Origin of the sequence: Castellaniella sp. (assembly GCF_004321985.1) — a bacterium.
Classification (GTDB): Bacteria; Pseudomonadota; Gammaproteobacteria; order Burkholderiales; family Burkholderiaceae_B; genus Castellaniella.
The window spans coordinates 91,632-109,757 of the sequence record NZ_SCQN01000048.1; the positions used below are offsets into that span (position 1 = coordinate 91,632).

Annotated in this window: 16 protein-coding genes; 7 read left to right on the forward strand and 9 right to left on the reverse strand. The window is 63.4% G+C overall.

Annotated features, from left to right (window positions below; genetic code table 11):
- The first annotated feature begins 158 nt into the window (after positions 1-158).
- Complete coding sequence (locus tag EPN31_RS13430) at positions 159-1,331, forward strand: ABC transporter substrate-binding protein (protein WP_291774051.1); 1,173 nt, start codon at positions 159-161, stop codon at positions 1,329-1,331.
- 63 nt (positions 1,332-1,394) lie between these two features.
- Here EPN31_RS13430 and EPN31_RS13435 read toward each other — a convergent pair whose 3' ends face one another.
- Positions 1,395-2,309 (reverse strand): LysR family transcriptional regulator, encoded by a 915-nt coding sequence (locus EPN31_RS13435; RefSeq protein ID WP_291774053.1) that lies wholly within the window; start codon positions 2,307-2,309, stop codon positions 1,395-1,397.
- A 131-nt stretch (positions 2,310-2,440) separates the two neighbouring features.
- Between EPN31_RS13435 and mdlC the strand changes: the two genes are divergently transcribed.
- From mdlC to EPN31_RS13460, 5 genes are all read left to right on the forward strand, one after another.
- Entirely contained in the window at positions 2,441-4,060 is a 1,620-nt protein-coding gene (mdlC, locus tag EPN31_RS13440) for a benzoylformate decarboxylase (RefSeq protein ID WP_291774055.1), read from the forward strand.
- A gap of 29 nt (positions 4,061-4,089) precedes the next feature.
- Positions 4,090-5,541, forward strand: coding sequence for an aldehyde dehydrogenase (locus EPN31_RS13445; protein WP_291774057.1), 1,452 nt, complete (start codon positions 4,090-4,092; stop codon positions 5,539-5,541).
- 85 nt (positions 5,542-5,626) lie between these two features.
- Entirely contained in the window at positions 5,627-6,190 is a 564-nt protein-coding gene (locus EPN31_RS13450; protein ID WP_291774059.1) for a TRAP transporter small permease, read from the forward strand.
- Positions 6,187-7,521, forward strand: a complete 1,335-nt coding sequence (locus tag EPN31_RS13455) for a TRAP transporter large permease (protein WP_291774061.1) — start codon at positions 6,187-6,189, stop codon at positions 7,519-7,521. The genes EPN31_RS13450 and EPN31_RS13455 overlap by 4 nt, the downstream gene beginning before the upstream one ends.
- Before the next feature lie 75 nt (positions 7,522-7,596).
- Complete coding sequence (locus tag EPN31_RS13460; protein WP_291774063.1) at positions 7,597-8,640, forward strand: TRAP transporter substrate-binding protein; 1,044 nt, start codon at positions 7,597-7,599, stop codon at positions 8,638-8,640.
- A gap of 91 nt (positions 8,641-8,731) precedes the next feature.
- Here EPN31_RS13460 and otnC read toward each other — a convergent pair whose 3' ends face one another.
- The 6 genes from otnC to EPN31_RS13490 all read right to left on the reverse strand — a co-directional run bounded on the left by otnC (position 8,732) and on the right by EPN31_RS13490 (position 15,146).
- Complete coding sequence (gene otnC, locus EPN31_RS13465) at positions 8,732-9,391, reverse strand: 3-oxo-tetronate 4-phosphate decarboxylase (protein ID WP_291774064.1); 660 nt, start codon at positions 9,389-9,391, stop codon at positions 8,732-8,734.
- On the reverse strand, positions 9,388-10,296 hold the full coding sequence (gene ltnD, locus EPN31_RS13470) for an L-threonate dehydrogenase (RefSeq protein ID WP_291774067.1): 909 nt from the start codon (positions 10,294-10,296) through the stop codon (positions 9,388-9,390). The genes otnC and ltnD overlap by 4 nt, the downstream gene beginning before the upstream one ends.
- 51 nt (positions 10,297-10,347) lie before the next feature.
- Entirely contained in the window at positions 10,348-11,610 is a 1,263-nt protein-coding gene (gene otnK, locus EPN31_RS13475) for a 3-oxo-tetronate kinase (protein WP_291774068.1), read from the reverse strand.
- A gap of 126 nt (positions 11,611-11,736) precedes the next feature.
- Positions 11,737-12,672, reverse strand: coding sequence for an AEC family transporter (locus EPN31_RS13480; protein WP_291774070.1), 936 nt, complete (start codon positions 12,670-12,672; stop codon positions 11,737-11,739).
- Between the two features lie 6 nt (positions 12,673-12,678).
- Positions 12,679-13,872 carry a benzoate/H(+) symporter BenE family transporter gene (locus EPN31_RS13485; RefSeq protein ID WP_291774072.1) on the reverse strand — a complete coding sequence of 398 codons (1,194 nt, stop codon included), beginning with the start codon at positions 13,870-13,872 and terminating at the stop codon, positions 12,679-12,681.
- Positions 13,869-15,146 (reverse strand): EAL and HDOD domain-containing protein, encoded by a 1,278-nt coding sequence (locus tag EPN31_RS13490; protein ID WP_291774074.1) that lies wholly within the window; start codon positions 15,144-15,146, stop codon positions 13,869-13,871. Before EPN31_RS13490 ends, EPN31_RS13485 begins: the two co-directional genes overlap by 4 nt.
- 121 nt (positions 15,147-15,267) lie before the next feature.
- Here EPN31_RS13490 and EPN31_RS13495 point away from each other — a divergent pair, with 121 nt between their 5' ends.
- Positions 15,268-16,395 (forward strand): aminotransferase class V-fold PLP-dependent enzyme, encoded by a 1,128-nt coding sequence (locus EPN31_RS13495; RefSeq protein WP_291774076.1) that lies wholly within the window; start codon positions 15,268-15,270, stop codon positions 16,393-16,395.
- Positions 16,396-16,411: 16 nt separating this feature from the next.
- Here the strand turns inward: EPN31_RS13495 and EPN31_RS13500 are convergent, their stop codons facing one another.
- Positions 16,412-17,173: an ABC transporter permease gene (locus tag EPN31_RS13500; RefSeq protein ID WP_291774078.1), complete on the reverse strand. Its 762-nt coding sequence runs from the start codon at positions 17,171-17,173 to the stop codon at positions 16,412-16,414.
- Positions 17,170-18,111 carry an ABC transporter ATP-binding protein gene (locus EPN31_RS13505; RefSeq protein ID WP_291774080.1) on the reverse strand — a complete coding sequence of 314 codons (942 nt, stop codon included), beginning with the start codon at positions 18,109-18,111 and terminating at the stop codon, positions 17,170-17,172. The genes EPN31_RS13500 and EPN31_RS13505 overlap by 4 nt, the downstream gene beginning before the upstream one ends.
- Between the last annotated feature and the right edge of the window lie 15 nt (positions 18,112-18,126).

Consider the following 18,126-nt stretch of genomic DNA (forward strand, 5'->3'; position numbering starts at 1 on the left):
CGAGGTCGCCATGATTTGTCGATGGTCATAACAATTCGACATAACAGCTAGTGAAGCTCTATCCTTAACGGGCAGAGGACTGGTGGCCATAATGATCGCTGGGGCCGCGTACCGGTTCGCGGTCGTTGGCATTCATCGCAATCTCAAAGGAGCGAGACATGAAATTCAGCAAGACCATGGGGGCCGTGGCCCTGGCCCTCGCGGCGGCGGTCGCCGTCAGCCCCGCACAGGCCAAGGATCTGAAAATCGGCTTGGTGTTGTCGGTATCCGGGCCGTTCGCAGCCTACGGCAAACAGATCAGTCATGGGGTGGATCTGTACATCGCCGAGCATGGCGACACCGTGGCCGGGCGCAAGATCCAGGTCATCGTCAAGGACGACACCGGGATTGCGCCGGCCGTAGCCAAGCGCCAGGCCCAGGAACTGCTGGTGAAGGACAAGGTCGACATCCTGGCCGGATTTGACCTGACGCCCAACGCCTTTTCCGTCGCGCCGCTGGCGACCGAGGCCAAGGTTCCGATGGTGGTGATGAATGCCGCTACTTCCTCGGTGACCGAAAAATCGCCGAATGTCGCACGCGTGTCCATGACGCTACCGCAAAGCGCCTGGGCGATGGCCGAATGGGCTTACAAGAACGGCGTTCGCAGCGCTTATACGCTGGTAGCGGATTACGGGCCCGGGCATGATGCCGAAAAGCAGTTTCAGAAGACCTTCACCGCATTGGGTGGCAAGGTCGTGGGTGAAGTCCGCACTCCCGTCATCACGGCCGATTATTCGCCCTTCCTGCAGCGTATGAAGGATGCCAAGCCGGATGCGGCATTCTTCTTCGTGCCGCCGGGCAGCTCCATGGTGGCGCTGCTCAAGCAGTTCCGCGAGATGGGTCTGGAGAAGGCCGGAATCAAGGAATTGGGAACGGGCGACATGACGGACGAGGATTCGCTGGCGGCTATGGGCGATACGGCCCTGGGCATGATCACAGCCTTTCACTATTCGGAAAACCACAATTCGCCTGAGAACAAAAAGTTTGTGGCGGCTTACAAGAAGGCGTATCCGAATGACCGGCCCAACTTCATGTCGGTGGGTGGCTACGATGGCATGCACCTGATTTATGCGGCACTTGAAAAGACCAAGGGCGATGCCAGCGCAGAAGCCTTCATGAAGGCAGTCAAGGGCATGAAGTGGGAGAGCCCGCGCGGCCCGGTGGAGATCGATCCGCAAACGCGCGACATCATCCAGAACGAATACATCCGCAAGCTGGAAAAGGTGGATGGCGTGGCGCAGAACGTCGAGTTCTACACCTTCAAGGACGTGAAGGATCCGGGCAAGCAGTGATCCGTTCGGCCGGGTGATTCCGGGGATGCGCGGCTCGCCTGTCGGCAGCCGCGCATTTGTTTTTCAGGGCTGTGGATCGTCCTGGTAAAGCGCCAGCGCCAGGCTGCGCAGCCAGCGGTTGGCGGGGTCGGCGTCATAACGTGGACTCCAGTGGATGCCCACGTCGAATTCGCGCATCGGAAAATCGGCTTCGATCAGCGCGAATTCCTGGTGAGGGGCAAAGGACGACAGCGCGACGTTGCGCGGCATGATGACGGCCAGATCCGTGGCCTCCAGAATGGCAGGCAGCGCCATGAAGTGCTCTGTGGTCAGGCGTATCCGGTCGCCCATCTGCAGCGTCTCCAGCGCCGTCAGCGTGTAGGCGTGGGTGCGTACGGTAATGAATTCCAGCGTGCGCACGGTTTCCTGCGTGGCCGGGTGGTGCGTCAGCCGGCGTGCAAGCGGGTGGCGCTTGCGCATCAGGATGATGTAGCGATCCTGGAACAGGATGGCCGAGCGCATGGCCTTCAGCCCAGGCAGGAATCCGAACGCCAGATCCACGCGCCCCTGATCCATGGCGAGCGCCAGTTCGGTCACGCCCAGCCTCAGTGTCTCGATGCGGGTATGCGGTGCATATTCGCGCAGCGCAGTGATGAGACGCGGCAGGAATCGGCCTTCGCCGATATCGGTCATGTGCAGTCGGAAGACGCGGTCGGTCTGGGCTGGATCGAATCCGGCGGAATCGGCGATGGCGCTTTCCAGTGCGTGCAATGCTGCGTGAATGGCGGGCGCCATCCGTTCGGCGCGCGGTGTGGGCCGTACGCCGCCGGCTGCGCGCACGAACAGCGGGTCGCCCAGGGCCGTGCGCAGGCGCGTCAGTCCCTGGCTCACGGCGGGCTGTGTCAGCCCCAACGTGTCGGCGGCCTGGCTGACGCTGCGCGCCATGTGGATCACGTCGAATAGCCGGAGCAGGTTCAGATCCAGTGCCTTGATATTCATAAATCTAATAGTAGATATCTAAATCATTTTATTGATTTATACCATGGAAGATTTCAAGATAGCTGGATAAGCTGCGGACAAGCAGCGCGATCAGAACATCTCGGTGGCTCTTCATGGGCTCGGAGGACGACATGGAACAGGGCGCGGCGCGTGAGCGGGTGCACCAAAACGAGACGGCATCCCTGGTGCCGGTGCGTCGAGCGGTGACGGATTTACTGCGTGATTTCGGGATGACGACTCTGTTCGGCAATCCGGGCTCGACGGAATTGGGCTTCTTCCTGGACTTCCCGCAAGATTTCCGCTACATCCTGGGGTTGCAGGAGTCTGTGGTGGTCGGCATGGCCGACGGCTATGCTCAGGCAACGCACAATGCTGCCTTCATCAACCTGCATTCGGCGGTCGGGGTCGGCCATGCGATGGGCGCGATCTTCACCGCCTACCGGAATCGCACGCCGCTGGTCATCACGGCCGGGCAGCAGTCGCGCGCCATCCTGCCGTTTGACCCCTTTCTGTTCTCCAGCCAGGCGACCGAACTGCCCAAGCCCTATGTCAAGTGGAGCGTGGAACCCGCCCGGGCCGAAGACGTGCCGCTGGCCATCGCACGCGCCTATTACATGGCCATGCAGCCGCCTTGCGGTCCCGTGCTGGTGTCCGTGCCAGCCGATGACTGGGGCCGGCTCTGTGCGCCGGTGAGGGCTCGTCGCGTGGGCCGTTCGGTGCGCCCGGACCCCGCGGTTCTGGACATCATCGCAGGCCAGCTCGATGCGGCCCGCCGCCCGGCCTTCGTGCTGGGGGCGGCCGTCGACCGTGATGGCGCCTGGGATGACGTCGTGGCGCTGGCCCAGCGGCACCAGGCCGTGGTGTGGGTGGCGCCCATGTCCGGCCGCAATGGTTTTCCCGAAGATCATCCGCTGTTTGGCGGGTTCCTGCCGGCTGCGCGCGAGCGCATCGTCCAATTGCTTGCAGAGCACGATTTCATTCTTGCTTTGGGGGCGGCGGCCTTCACTTACCACGTCGAAGGCTTTGGGCCTCACATTCCGGCCGGCAGTGTGCTGGCCCAGATCGTGGATGACCCGAACACCGTGGCCTGGGCGCCAGAAGGCACCGCCGCCGTCGGCAGCGTGCGCGAGAGCGTGCAGGATCTTCTGGCGCGGGCGCAGTCCGCGCCGCGCAAGGCGCCGGCACCCCGCGCACCGGCGCCCCGCGCCGAACCCTCGGTGCCGATGTCGGTGGCTTACGCGCTGCAGACGCTGGCGGAGGTCCGTTCCGCCGATTCCATCATCGTCGAGGAAGCGCCCAGCGCCCGTCCTGTGATGCAGCGCTATCTGCCCATCCTTCAATCGGAAACCTTCTACACCATGTGCAGCGGTGGTTTGGGCTTTGGGCTCCCGGCAGCCGTGGGCGTCGCGCTGGGCAAGCCGGATCGAAAGGTCATCGGCCTGCTGGGTGACGGGTCGAGCATGTACTCGATCCAGGGCTTGTGGAGCGCAGCGCAACTGGGGCTGCCTATTACGTTCCTGATCCTGAAGAACGGCGGTTATGCGGCCTTGCGGGAATTTGCGCCGGTCTACGGATTCACACCCAGTGACGAGTTGCGCGGGGTGGACCTGCCCGGTATTGATTTTGTTTCCATGGCGCGCAGCATGGGTTGTGAGGGCCTGCGCGTTTCCAATCCACAGTTGCTGCCGGACGTTCTGCTGCAGGCTCTGGCGGCCAGCCGTCCGACGCTGGTCGAAATCGAAGTAGCCTGAAGCTGGACCGAATCACGACAGGAGGACATATGAGCACGATCTCGATGTTGATCGATGGCAAGCATTGCGCTTCGAGCAATGGCCATACCTTTGAACGCAGCAACCCGTTGGACGGCAAGGTGGCGACCACTGCGCCGGCTGCGACGCCGCAGGACGCCCGGGCGGCCGTACAGGCTGCGGCTGATGCGTTCACCCAGTGGTCGCAGACCGGGCCAGGCCAACGGCGCCAGTTGCTGTCTCAGGCCGCCGACGCGCTGGCCGCGCGCAAGGATGCCTTCGTTGCCGCGATGGCGGCGGAAACCGGGGCCTCGGCGCTGTGGGCAGAGTTCAATGTCCATCTTGCTGCGGGCATGCTGCGTGAAGCGGCTGCGCTGACATCGCAGATCGGCGGCGAGGTGATTCCTTCGGACGTGCCGGGCAATCTGGCGATGAGTCTGCGCGTGCCGGCCGGGGTAGTGGTGGGCATGGCGCCCTGGAATGCACCGATCATCCTTGGCGTACGTGCCGTGGCCACGCCGCTGGCTTGCGGAAATACGGTGGTGCTGAAGGGTTCCGAGATGTGTCCGGCTACGCATGGCCTGATCATCGAGGCCCTTCGGGAAGGCGGGCTGCCGGCGGGGGTGGTGAATTTCGTGACCAATGCCCCAAAGGAAGCCCCTGAAGTCGTGGAGGCGCTGATTTCGCATCCGGCCACTCGCCGCGTGAATTTCACCGGCTCGACCAAGGTCGGCCGCATCATTGCCGAGCTTTGCGCCCGGCATCTGAAGCCCGTCATTCTGGAACTGGGCGGCAAGGCGCCGCTGGTGGTGCTCGATGATGCCGATCTGGAAACCGCCGTGAACGCCGCTGCATTTGGCGCATTCGCCAATTCCGGTCAGATCTGCATGTCCACCGAACGCATCGTGGTGGATGAAAAGATCGCCGACGCCTTCGTCGAACACCTGGTGAGCAAGGTCAAGGGCCTGCCGCTGGGCGATCCCCGCAAGGGGCCCGTGGTGCTGGGATCGCTGGTGGACATCTCCGCCGTGCATCGCTGCAACGAGATGATCGATGATGCCGTGGCCAAGGGCGCGAAACTTCTGTGCGGCGGCAAGGCCGACAACACGCTCATGCCGGCCACCCTGATCGACCATGTCACACCGAAGATGCGCATCTATGGCGAGGAAACCTTCGGTCCGGTCAAGGCCATCGTCCGGGTATCGGGTGAGGATGCCGCCGTGGCGTGCGCCAACGATACGGCATATGGGCTGTCATCGGCCGTGATCGGTGCCGATGTCGCCCGGGCTCTGCGCGTAGCGGGCCGTATCCAGTCGGGCATATGCCATATCAACGGGCCCACCGTCCATGACGAGCCGCAGATGCCGTTTGGCGGGGTGAAGGACAGTGGGTATGGCCGTTTTGGCGGCAAGCCTGGCATCGAGGCCTTTACCGATGTGCGTTGGATATCCGTGCAGACGACGCCGCGCGCGTATCCCTTCTGAGTGCTTTCGGCCCGGCGAGTGACGCCGGGCCAGCGCCTTGCGGCGTGTCATCCAATAAAAAACGCGTCACACCACAGGAGACATCATGTCAGCTTCTTCGAAGGGCCAGGCTGTGCCAGCGGCCTCTCCGCCAGGGGTCGAATTCGGGCCGTTCGGATTGGCGTTGTTGCGTGTGTCCAAGGTCTTTGCGGCTGTGGGCGGGCTTGCATTCGTGGGCCTGGTGCTGATGTCGTTGATCTCCATTGTGGGGCGCAAGCTGTTTTCCGCGCCCGTCCCCGGTGATATGGAGGTGCTGGTGATGATCTCGGCGGGAGCTTCGGCGACCTTCTTCGCGTATTGCCATCTCGAGGGCGGGGATGTGAAGGTGGACTTCTTCACGAATCATTGTCGCCCGGGGACGGTTCATTTCCTGGATGCGGTGGGATCCCTGCTGGTCGGACTTTTCGGTGCGGTGGTCGCCTGGCGGAGTTGGGCAGGGGCGATGTCGCTGCGTGGCACGGGCGAGACCTCTGTGGTCCTGGGCTGGCCAGTCTGGCTGGCTCAGGCGGGGATGGTGCCCGGATTCATCCTGCTCGCGGTCGCCGGCCTGTATGTCTGCTGCCTGCACGCACGCGCTTGTGCCGGGGTCCGCCCGGGGAACCCATCATGAGCGGGACGACGGTCGGCCTGGTGATGTTTGCCATCCTGCTCGCGCTCATGGTCGTCCGGATTCCCATCGGGATCTCGATGTTTCTCTCGGGTGCAGGCGGCTACGTCTACCTGATGGGTGGAAACTGGACGCCGCTCATGGCGACGCTGAAGAACCTGGCTTACGCGCGTCTTTCGAACTATGACCTGGTGGTGATTCCGCTGTTCCTTCTGATGGGTCAGTTTGCGACGCACGGCGGGCTGAGTCGCGGCCTGTTCCGTTTCGTGAGCGCCTTTCTGGGACACAAGCGCGGAGGCATCGCGATGGCGGCGGTGGGGACCTGCGCGGGCTTCGGCGCCATCTGTGGGTCATCGCTGGCGACGGCCGCCACGATGGGACAGGTCGTGCTGCCGGAGCTGCGCCGTTACGGCTATGCCGGCAGCCTTGCGACCGGCACGCTGGCAGCGGGTGGAACGCTGGGCATCATGATTCCACCCTCGGTCCCGCTGATCGTCTACGCCATCCTGACGCAGGAATCCATCGGCAAGCTGTTCATGGCTGCCGTGATTCCGGGGGTGCTGGCGATGGTCGGCTACATGATCGTGATCCAGATCATTGTGCGCTGGAAGCCGGAGATGGGGCCGGCTGGCCCCAGGGCCTCTTGGTCGGAGAGGATCCGGTCGCTGCTCGAGGTGGGACCCATTCTGGCAGTCTTCGTCATCGTGATTGTGGGGATCTACGCGGGCTGGACGACGGATACGGAAGCGGCTGCCATTGGGGCCGCCGCCTGTGGAATCATTGCGGTCGTATCGGGTGGGTTGCGCTGGCGGGGGCTGCTGGACAGCCTGCTGGGAACCGCGCAGGCAACGGCCATGATCTACCTGGTCCTGCTGGGTGCCGACATGCTCAATGTGTCGCTGGCGGTCTCGCAGTTGCCAGTGGATCTGGCCTCGTGGGTGAAGGGCAGCGGGCTTTCTCCCTTCCTGATCATCGCGGCGGTGCTGGCTTCCTACATCCTGCTGGGGTGTGTGATGGATTCGCTCGCCATGATCCTGCTGACGATTCCGATCTTCTATCCGATGATCATGGGGCTGGACTTCTATGGCATGAGCGTGGGCGACAAATCCATCTGGTTCGGGATTTTGGCGCTGATGGTGGTGGAGATCGGCCTGGTCCATCCACCGGTGGGGTTGAACGTCTACATCATCAACCGCATGGCCAAGGACGTTCCGCTCACGGAAACCTTCAAGGGTGTAGTGCCATTCCTGATGTCGGATTTCATCCGCATCATTGCGCTCGTGGCCTTTCCCAGCCTCACGCTGGTGTTGGTCAGAAGCTTCGGAGCGTTGTAGCGATTGATCGTTGTTGGTGATAAGGCAGTGCCATCCCGCGGGACCCGTTCCTGCTCGTTCAAAATGGAGACAAACATGAGGCAATACAACAAAATCGGTGCCGTACGGCGGATTGGCATGCTGGTGCTGGGGCTGGCGGCGGCGGGGGTGGCGCAGGCGGCGCCCCAGGTGGTTCTCAGGGTCGCGCACTTCCTGCCGGCGACTTCCAACGCGCAGGTGACCATGATCCAGCCCTGGTGCGACAAGATCGCTCAGGAGTCGAAGCAGAAGATGGTGTGCCAGATCTATCCGGCCATGCAGTTGGGCGGTACGCCGGCCCAGCTCTTTGATCAGGCCAAGGACGGTGTGGCGGACATCATCTGGACCTTGCCGACCTATTCCGCCGGGCGCTTCACCAAGGCTGCGGTGTTCGAACTACCCTGGATGGAGCGCAATGCCGAGTCGGGCAGCCGCGCATTGTGGATCTACACGCAGAAATATGCGCTGGACGAATTCAAGGGCGTACATCCCATCTTCATGCACGTGCACGGCGGCACTCTGCTGCATTTCGTGGACAAGAAGCCCAAGACCCTGGAAGACATGAAAGGCCTGAAGATCCGGTCGGCCAATCGCGTCAATTCGCAGATGCTGGAGGCTGTCCATGCCGTCCCGGTGCAGATGCCGCTGCCGGCCGTGCCCGATGCCATGGCCAAGGGCGTGGTGGACGGGGCCGCCGTGCCCTGGGAAGGCGTTCCTGCCATCAAGCTGGACGAGACTTCCCGCTATCACTTCGACGTGCCCAAGGGCAAGCCGCGCATGGGCAATTCCATCTTCCTGTTCGGCATGAACCAGGCTCGATATGACAGCCTGCCGCCCGATCTGAAGAAGGTCATCGACGACAACAGCGGCGCCGACGTGTCCGCTTGGGCGGGGCGTGTGACCTTCGACGAGAAGGAAGCCCAGTTCATGAAGACCTCGATCGAAAACGGCAGCACGTTCTACTACATGACGGATGCCGAGTACGCACGCTGGCAGGATGCGACCAAGGGCGTGGTCCAGCAGTGGATGGACGCGGTGAACAAGAAGGGCGCCAATGGCCAGGAACTGTTGTCGGCTGCGAAGGAATTGTTGAAGCAGTGACGAAAAGCCTGCTCATCGTTTTTGCGGGCGTTGAGCAGGCCCTGTTGCGGCCGGTAGCGGATTTCTGCGGCAGCCAGATGGGCGCTGTGTCTCAGATGTCCAGCTTGAAGACAGACTTCAGTTCGGCGATTTGAGAGTCGTCGAGCGGCCGCGCCGTCATGTCCTTCAGCAGCAGGAAGATCCTGGCCGTTTCCTCGAGCTCTTCGGCAGCGTTCACGGCAGCTTCCAGTGTCGTGCCGGCGACCACCGGGCCGTGATTGGCCAGCAGGATCGCCGGGTGCTTCGCGGCGAGGCGCCCCACCACATCGGCCAGTGCGGGGGCGCCGGGGCGGTAATAGGGCACCAGGGGCAGCCGGCCGATCTTCATCACGAAGTAGGCCGTCAGCGGGGGGATGCAGTCGTCCGGATTCAGCTCTTTCAGGCACGAGACCGCCGCCGAGTGGGTCGAGTGCAGGTGCACGATGGCGTGTGCGGACGGGCGATGCCGGTAAACGGCCAGGTGCAGGAATGATTCCTTGGAGGGCGGATCGCCGCTGATCAGTGTGCCCGCAGCGTCCAGCCGCGACAGCCGCTGCGGGTCCAGTCTTCCCAGACTGCTGTTGGTGGGGGTGAGCAGCCAGCCGTCGTCCAGCCGGACGCTCAGGTTGCCGCTGCTGCCTGCCGTCAGGCCGCGTTCGAACATCGAGCGGCCGAGGGCCACGATCTGTTCCCGCAGCGCTGCCTCGGTGTCGCGACGCGTATTGGCCGTCATGCCGGATCCCCCGGCAACTTGATGCCCGAGTAATTCCGGATGACGGCACTGTCGTCGCGCTTGCCGTAGCCGGCGTTGCTTGCATTGACGAACAGGCTGTGGGCGATCGCGGCGATCGGAATCGGAAACTTGAGTGCATTCCCGGTCTCGACCACCAGGCCCAGGTCCTTCACGAAGATGTCGACGCTGGAGTGGGGTGTGTAGTCGCCGTCCAGCACGTGTTGCATGCGGTTCTCGAACATCCAGGAGTTGCCGGCGGCGTTGGTGACCACGTTGTACAGTGTCTGCAGCGGGATGCCGGCCCGGCTGGCCAGGGCCATGGCCTCGGCCGCCACCGCGATGTGAACCCCGGCAAGCAGCTGGTGGATGATCTTCACGGTCGAGCCCTGTCCGATTTCCGTTCCGATCCTGAAGACCTTGGCTGAGATTGCATCGAGCAACGGGCCCAGTTTGTCGAAGGTCTCGGGGGCGCCGGCCGCCATCACGGTGATTTCGCCTTTGGCCGCCCGCACGGATCCGCCCGAGACGGGCGCATCCAGCATCGGCAGATTCTGTTCCTTGAGTCTGGCTTCGAGGTCGCGGGCATCGTCTGCCGCAACGGTTGCGGAAACCATGACGGGCGTCCCTGGCCGCAGATGCGGCGCGATACCATCCGGTCCGAAAAGAGCCTGGCGGCACTGATCAGCGTTCACGGGCAGCAGCAGTACGGCATCCAGCGAGCTGGCAAATGCCAGCCCGTTCCGGCCTACGGAGACCGCGCCTGCCTCTTTCAGTTCATCCAGGGCTTCCTGCCGTACGTCGATGCCGCATGTTTCCAGCCCTGCCGCGATGCAGGACCTGGCGGCGCCCATGCCCATGGATCCGAGGCCGATCACCACTACCCGGTAGGGTTTGTCTTTGCTCATCCTGATGCTCCTTGGTGTATGCGATTTGAAGGGCGACCCGCGCCGTTGCGGTCAGCGGGATGCTGCCTGCAGCGTCCGGAGCGCCTTGTCATAGAAATCGGTTGTGCCGAAGTTGCCGCTCTTGAGGGCTAGCCTGAGTGGCGTCGGGTGTTCGCTGGCCAGGGCGGGCACCCCCGGGTCGATCTCGGGCCCCACGCGCAGGGACTCCAGCTTGAGCGCCGTGACCACGGCCCCGGAAGTCTCGCCGCCGCCCACGACGAGCCGCCGGACCCCGGCAGCAATCAGTTGGCGGGAGAGTTCGGCAAAGAAATGCTCGATCCGGTTTGCAACGGCCTCCCGGCCGAAGCGAGCCTGGGTTTGCGACACGGATTCGGGGTCCGCCGTGGAATAGACGATGGGGTCTTGGTGGAGGTGTGCCCGTATGAACGAAAGGGCGTCCTGCACCCCCAGCCTTTCTTCCATCAGTTCTGTGGTGGATATTTTCAGCCCAGGATGAGATTTCAGGTGGTGGGCGACCTGTGCGTTGGAGGCGGTAGAGCAAGACCCCGAAAGCACCACTCCTGGGCCCTGGATGGGCTCGAAACCAGAGCCCGCATCGGCCAGAAGTCCCGCCCGGCGGAAATTTTCCGGAAGCCCCAGTGCGATGCCGGATCCCCCAGTGATGAGTGTCTGCTGGGCAATCGCCTGGCCCAGCGTCATCAGATCTTCATCGAGTACCGCATCCACCACGACCAGCGGCCTGCCCGCCGCAGCCTCGGCATCCATGGCGGCTGTCACGGCCGCCGGGCCCTGGCGCACGGTCGGATAGGGGACCAGGCCGACGCCGGCCTTCGTCTGCCGGCCCAGCCAGCGGCAGAGGTCGGCATCAGTCATGGGATTCAACGGGTGGTGTTCCATGCCCGATTCGTTCAGGAGGCGGCCCTTGACGAAGAGATGCCCCATGAACAGCGTCCGGCCGGTTTCGGGAAACGCCGGGCAGACGATGGCCAGTGGCGCCTGCAGGGCGACTCGCAGTGCCTCGGCCACCGGTCCGATGTTCCCGGTGGGTGTTGAATCGAACGTCGAACAGTATTTGAAGATGAATTGCCGGCAGCCCTGATCCTGCAGCCATCGCAGCGCTTGCAGTGATTGCCGCACGGCGTCATCCGCAGCGATGGAGCGAGTCTTCAGGGCGACGACTCCGGCTTCGCAGTCGGGCGCATCGGCGGATTGTGGAACTCCCGCGAACTGGACGGTGGACATCCCGCCTTTGGCCAGGGTATTGGCCAGATCGCTGGCTCCGGTAAAGTCGTCGGCAATACAGCCCAGCAGCATGGTTCAGGCTCCGATAAGGCGGGGGAAATCGGGTTGATATCTGGGGATGGGTCAGACCCATCAGACGATACCAAAAAACTCCAGTATGGCGGCGGCCTGGCCGTTTGTCATGGCCGAGCCTGTAATTCATGGAGCGCCAGTCATCCACATGACGATCGTCAGGGTTGCAAAGGACGCGATGGTAGCGATGAGCAGACCGGAGGCGCACCAAGACTGCTCATCGTATTTTTGCGCGAGGATAGGGAAGATGCTCAGCATGGGGACGGATGCGACGACGATCCCCGCCGTGCGAAGGACGGGATCGATGGGCGCGAACAGCATCATCATGGCCGTGACGGCCAGCGGGTGAATGATGAGCTTGCCAGAACAGACCCAGAGGACGCGCGGCAGGTCGCCGCCTGGCCGCAGGCCAACCAGGGTGCCGCCGATGACGAACAGCGCCACCGCGCCAGAGGCCAGGGCGAACATGTCGATGACGCGCGTGACCGGTGCAGGAAAGTGGATTTGCAGCAGGGAGCAGGTGAATCCGGCCAGGATGGCGATGATCAATGGATTGCGCAGCAGCCCTGAAAAGAGGGTGAGCAGTGTCCGTATGCGGCTGTGGCCGTCCTGGTGGCTGGATTCGGCCAGGGCGATTCCCAGTGGCATCATTACGAGATTTTCGACCAGCATGCATAGCGCGATCGCAATGGTCGCCTTGGGGCCCAGAAACTGCACCACCAGCGGAAACCCGATGAAGCCGCTGTTGGATGTGGAGGCCCCAAGCGCGATGAGGCCCAGCGCGGGCCTCGAGACCCCCTTCAGAAAACGTGCGCCAGCTGCTGCGATGGCAAAGGTGATCAATGACCCCAGCGCATAGGCGCCCAGATAGTCCAGATTGATGATTTCGCCAAACGATCGCTCGGACAGCGCCTTGAAGAGCAAAGCTGGCAATGCCAGCTGGATGACGAAGCGGCCCAGCACCCGGATGTCGGCCTTGTTGTAGGCGCCCATCCGGACGGCCACGAAGCCGGCCGCCATGGCGACGAAGAGGGGGGCGATGATGGCCAGGATATCGAGCATAGGAGATCAGGTCTTGCGCCGCAGCACGAAGTGGCATACACCGCCCAGCACCAACCCCCAGAACGCGCTGCCGATGCCCAGCAGCGTCATGCCGGAGGCCGTTGCAAGGAACGTCACCAGTGCGGCGTCGCGGTGTTTGGGGGCCCGCAGTGAATCGTGAATGCTGCTGCTCAGGGTACCCAGCAGCGCCAGCCCGGCAATGGCGGCGACCAGTTCGTGCGGAAAGGCCGAAAACAGCGCCACTACCGTCGCACCGAAGATCCCGGTGATGAAGTAGAACACACCGGCCCACACCGATGCCTTGTAGCGCTGGGCGGCGTCGGGGTCTGCGTCCGGGCTCATGCAGATGGCGGCCGTGATGGCGGCCAGATTGAAGGCGAAGCCGCCGAAGGGCGCAAGCACGATTCCGGTGAGCCCGGTCCAGGAGATCAGCGGTGAGGCGGGCACCCGGGCGTAGCCATTGGCACGCAGCACCGCCAGCCCGGGGATGTTCTGCGAGGTCATCGTGACGATGAAGAGCGGCAGCGCGACACCGATCACGGACGAGAGGGAGAATGAGGGCGTCATCCAGACCGGGTGTGCGGGGGTCCAGTCAAGCCCGCTCAGCGACAGGGTGCCTTGCAGCAACGCGCAGATGATGCCGACCAGTAGCGCGAGCGGGACACTGTAGCGGGGCAACAGCCGGCGGGCCGCCAGGAAGGTGGCGAACATGGCGATGACCAGGACCGGCTGGCCATGCATGGAGGAAAACAGATCCATGCCGAAGCGCAGCAGGATGCCCGCCAGCATCGCCGAAGCCAGGTGGCGTGGTACCCAGTCCATGATCTTCTGGAACCATCCGGTGACGCCACAGAGTACGATCAAGGCCGAGCTGACGATGAAGATTCCGATGGCGTGCGTCAGGCCCACGTTGCCGAGGCTGGTCGCCAGCAATGCGGCACCGGGTGTGGACCAGGCGGTGAGCACCGGCGCGCGCCAGACCAGGGACAGGGTGACACAGGTGATCCCCATGCCCACTCCCAGCGCCCACATCCATGATGCCAGTTGCGTGCCGTTGGCGCCTGCGGCGCTGGCGGCCTGAAAGATGATCGCCACCGAGCTGGTGTAGCCCACCAGCACCGCAATGAAACCCGCCGAGACCGACGAAGGCCGCAGCCAGCTGCTGGCTAATCCTCGCAGGGAGTGGGTGGTCGAGATCATGGTGCGGCGCGCGTGACGCCATGCGCCCAGACGAACGCGTTCTGTATGAGGGGGTCGAGCGCGTCGGGCTCCAGCTCCAGCGCGGCGAGCAGGGGGGCGAGGTCCTCGATGGCGTCGCCGTTCGACGGGAAGATCAGAGTGGCCAGCCGCAGTTCCTGGCCAAGCTCGCCTTCACGCTGGAGCAGCGCCTGGCGAATCGGCACGTCGAGCTCGACGTCGGACAACAGATCCTGCATGGTGTTGTGGAAGATCTGGTCCATGGGCGACAGGATACCCGTGGTGAAGGCGGCCTCTGCGCGGACGGTTTGCTCGGGATGGCGCAGCGTGGAGAGTGCCTCCATCAGGTGCGCCCGGGCGCTGGCCTGGATGAGCGTGGGTGACAGGAACCCCGCAGGCCGGCCGGATTCGGTGTACATCAACATCTGGATCCAGCGCTGAAGCTGGCGGCGGCCCAGCAGCATGATGGCCTGGCTTAGCGATTCGACTTCCTGGCTCAGGCCGTAGGCTGGGGTGTTCACCATGTCGAGCAGTGTTTTCACCAGCTCGGTGTCCCGCTCCAGGCTGGCCTGGATCTCAGGGATTTCCCCGCCGCCCAGGATGAGCGTCACCAGGCGCAGCAGCGTTTTCTGGCGCGGGGTGAGGGTGGTTCTCGGCGCGGGGACAGCCGACTGGCGCCCCTCGAACAGGGTGAAGCCCAGCAGCAGGAAATTGTCCAGCGCTGCCTTGTCAGGCGCTCCGGTGGCCATGAGCAGGCGCTTTGCCTGTTTGTGCTGGAAGCTCTGGCGGAAGATCTCGGCCTTGGAACTGCGAGTCGGGTCGAAGGCCACGACTTTGCAGAAGGGCAGCAAGGCCGAGTATTCGGTCTGAGCAGCCAGATCGCCTCGGATGGAGAACTGCAGGCCGCCGTGGGCCAGGCCTTGTAACGTCTGGATGGTCTCGGGCGTGGTCTCGGCACCATCCGGAAATTCGACGTAGGTCCGGTGGCGCGGCAGCGTGACGGCAAAAGTGCTTTTCAGCAGTGCGGGCGTGCCATCCAGCCAGTGGGGCACGTAGGCCAGGCAGGCATTGACCCCGTGGCGCCGGCAAGCGGACATCACGGCTGCACCCGGGTCCCGGCCTGTTTGCTCCGTGCCGGCCCACAGTACACGCAGCCGGTAGCCCGCCAGGCCCTGGTGCTGGTCCAGAATCGGTTCGCGGCGCAACAAGTGGGGTGGGAGGGCTGCGGGTGCTTCGTCCGGTTCGGCGACGGGATCGGTCGTCGAAGATGATTCCATGGTCTTTCCTCGTGTCGCGATGGCCGACGGAAAGCTGCCATTGTACTGGCCAGTACGCGCGGCCATATGCCCAACATCGGTCTACAATCGGCCTATTCTTTTGCTTTTGACGGAGAGGCTCATGCCAGGATTGCTACCCAATGTGGACCCCGAGGGGCTGCTCGAGTATTCGGTGGTCTACACCGACCGGGCGCTGAACCATATGTCCCAGGCCTTCCAGGGCGTGATGCGCGATATCTCGCGCACCTTGAAGACGGTTTACGGGGCTCATTCCGCGATCGTGGTGCCGGGCAGCGGTACCTTTGGCATGGAGGCTGTGGCGCGCCAGTTCGCCAGCGGCAAGCGGGCGCTGGTGATCCGCAATGGCTGGTTCAGCTATCGCTGGACGCAGATCTTCGAGGTTGGCAATATCCCCTCCGACTCGCGGGTCCTGAAAGCCCGCCCCATCGAGGCCGGCAATCAACCCTTTTTTGCGCCGCCACCCGTCGACGAGGTGGTGGCTGCCGTGCGCGAGTTCAAGCCCGATGTGGTTTTCGCGGCGCACGTGGAAACGGCTTCCGGAATCCGTCTGCCGGATGACTATATCCGCGCGGTCGCTGATGCGGTACATGCCGTAGGTGGCTTGTTCGTGCTGGATTGCATCGCATCGGGCACGATCTGGGTCGACATGCGCAACGTGCACGTAGACATCCTGATCTCGGCGCCACAGAAAGGCTGGACCTCATCCGCCTGCTGCGGCCTGGTCATGCTGGGCGAAGAGGCCCGCAAGCGTATCGAATCGACACAGAGCACCAGCTTTGCCTGCGACCTGCGGAAGTGGTTGGGGGTGATGGAAGCCTACGAAAAGGGCGGCCATGCCTATTACACGACGCTGCCCACGGACTCGCTGATCATTTTGCGGGATGTCATGGCCGAAACCGAACGGTATGGTTTTGACCGCGTCCGCGACGAGCAGCAGCAACTGGGCGACGACGTACGCAAGCTGCTGCGCCGGCGGGGATTCAAGAGCGTGGCCGCCCCGGGGTTCGAGGCGCCGGGCGTGGTAGTGAGCTATACGTCGGACGAAGGCATTCACACCACCAGCAAGTTTGCCCAGGTGGGGGTGCAGGCCGCAGCCGGCGTGCCTCTGGCCTGCGACGAACCGCAAGGCTTCAAGACGTTCCGGATCGGTCTGTTCGGCCTGGACAAGCTGCACAACGTTCAGCATACGGTCGATACCCTGGCCAAGGCTCTGGACCGCATGGCGTGAAGCGTGCCCTGGCCCTTCAGGGCCGCAGCCGGTATCCGGTCCTGAAGATCCAGGCGATGATCGCCAGGCACGCCAGCAGAAACAGCGCAGTCATGCCCAGGCTCAGCCATACGCTTACATCGGCCAGCCCGTAGAAGCTCCAGCGAAATCCGCTGATCAGATATACCACGGGGTTGAACAGGGTGACCGTCTGCCAGAACGGCGGCAGCATGTCGATAGAGTAGAAGCTTCCGCCCAGAAACGTCAGCGGCGTCACGATCAGCAGCGGCACGAACTGCAGCTTTTCGAAATTGTCGGCCCAGATTCCGATGATGAAGCCCAGCAGGCTGAAGGTGAATGAAGTCAGCACCATGAACCCCAGCATGGCCAGCGGATGGTCGATCTGCAACGGCACGAACAGTGCGGCGGTCGCCAGGATGATGAGCCCCAGCAGAATGGATTTGCTGGCGGCGGCACCCACATAGCCCAGCAGGATCTCCAGATAAGACACGGGGGCTGACATGATCTCGTAGATCGTGCGCGTGAACTTGGGGAAGTAGATGCCAAAGGACGCATTCGAGATGCTGTGCGTGAGCAGCGACAGCATGATGAGCCCGGGCACGATGAAGGCGCCGTAACTGACGTGACCCACGCTCTGGATGCGCGATCCGATGGCCGTGCCAAACACCACGAAGTAGAGCGAGGTCGAGATGACCGGCGCGACGATACTTTGCATCAGCGTGCGTCCGGTACGCGCCATCTCGTAACGATAGATGGCGCCGATGGCCCGCAGGTTCATGCCTCACCTCCGGTCAGGTTGACGAAGATTTCTTCCAGGCTGCGTTGTTCGGTTTCCACGTCCTCCACGGTCAGGTGGGCCGTCCGCAGGTCGGCCATCAGGTCCGGGATGTCTGCGCCCGCCTGGGTGCTGGGGTAGCGGTAATGCAGGGCGCGCCCCTCGTGTGTCAGCTCCAGCCCCCATCGATCCAACGCGGCGGGGACTTGCGCCAGTGCGTCGCGCAGGTGGACGATGAGCTGCTTTTGTCCCAGCCGCTGCATGAGCTGTGCCTTTTCCTCGACCAACAGTAGCCGGCCATTGTTGATGATGCCGATGCGGTCGGCCATTTCTTCGGCTTCTTCGATGTAATGGGTGGTGAGGATGATGGTGACGCCCGTGGCGCGCAGCGACCGCACCAGATTCCACATGTCCTTGCGCAGCGTCACGTCCACGCCGGCCGTGGGTTCGTCCAGGAACAGGATGGGTGGTTCATGCGACAGCGCCTTGGCGATCATGACGCGCCGCTTCATGCCGCCCGATAGCGTGATGAGCTTGCTGTCGCGCTTGTCCCACAGTGACAGCGCGCGCAGAATGCGTTCCAGGCAGGCTGGATCCGGCGCTTTGCCGAACAGCCCCCGCGTGAACCGCACCGTGTTCCAGACGGTTTCGAAGGCATCGCTGGTCAGTTCTTGCGGCACCAGACCGATCATGGCGCGGGCGGCGCGGTAGTCGCGTACGATATCGTGTCCGCCGACGGTCACCTGGCCCGGACCGGGGTTGACCAGGCCGCAGATAATGCTGATGAGTGTCGTCTTGCCGGCCCCGTTGGGTCCCAGCAGTGCGAAAATCTCTCCGGATCGGATGTCCAGGCTGACGCGATCCAGGGCCTGGTGGCCGCCGGCGTAGGTCTTGCTCAGCTCGGTGACTGAAATGACGGTCGAGGTTGGGCGGGTTTCCATGGTTGGGAAGAATAC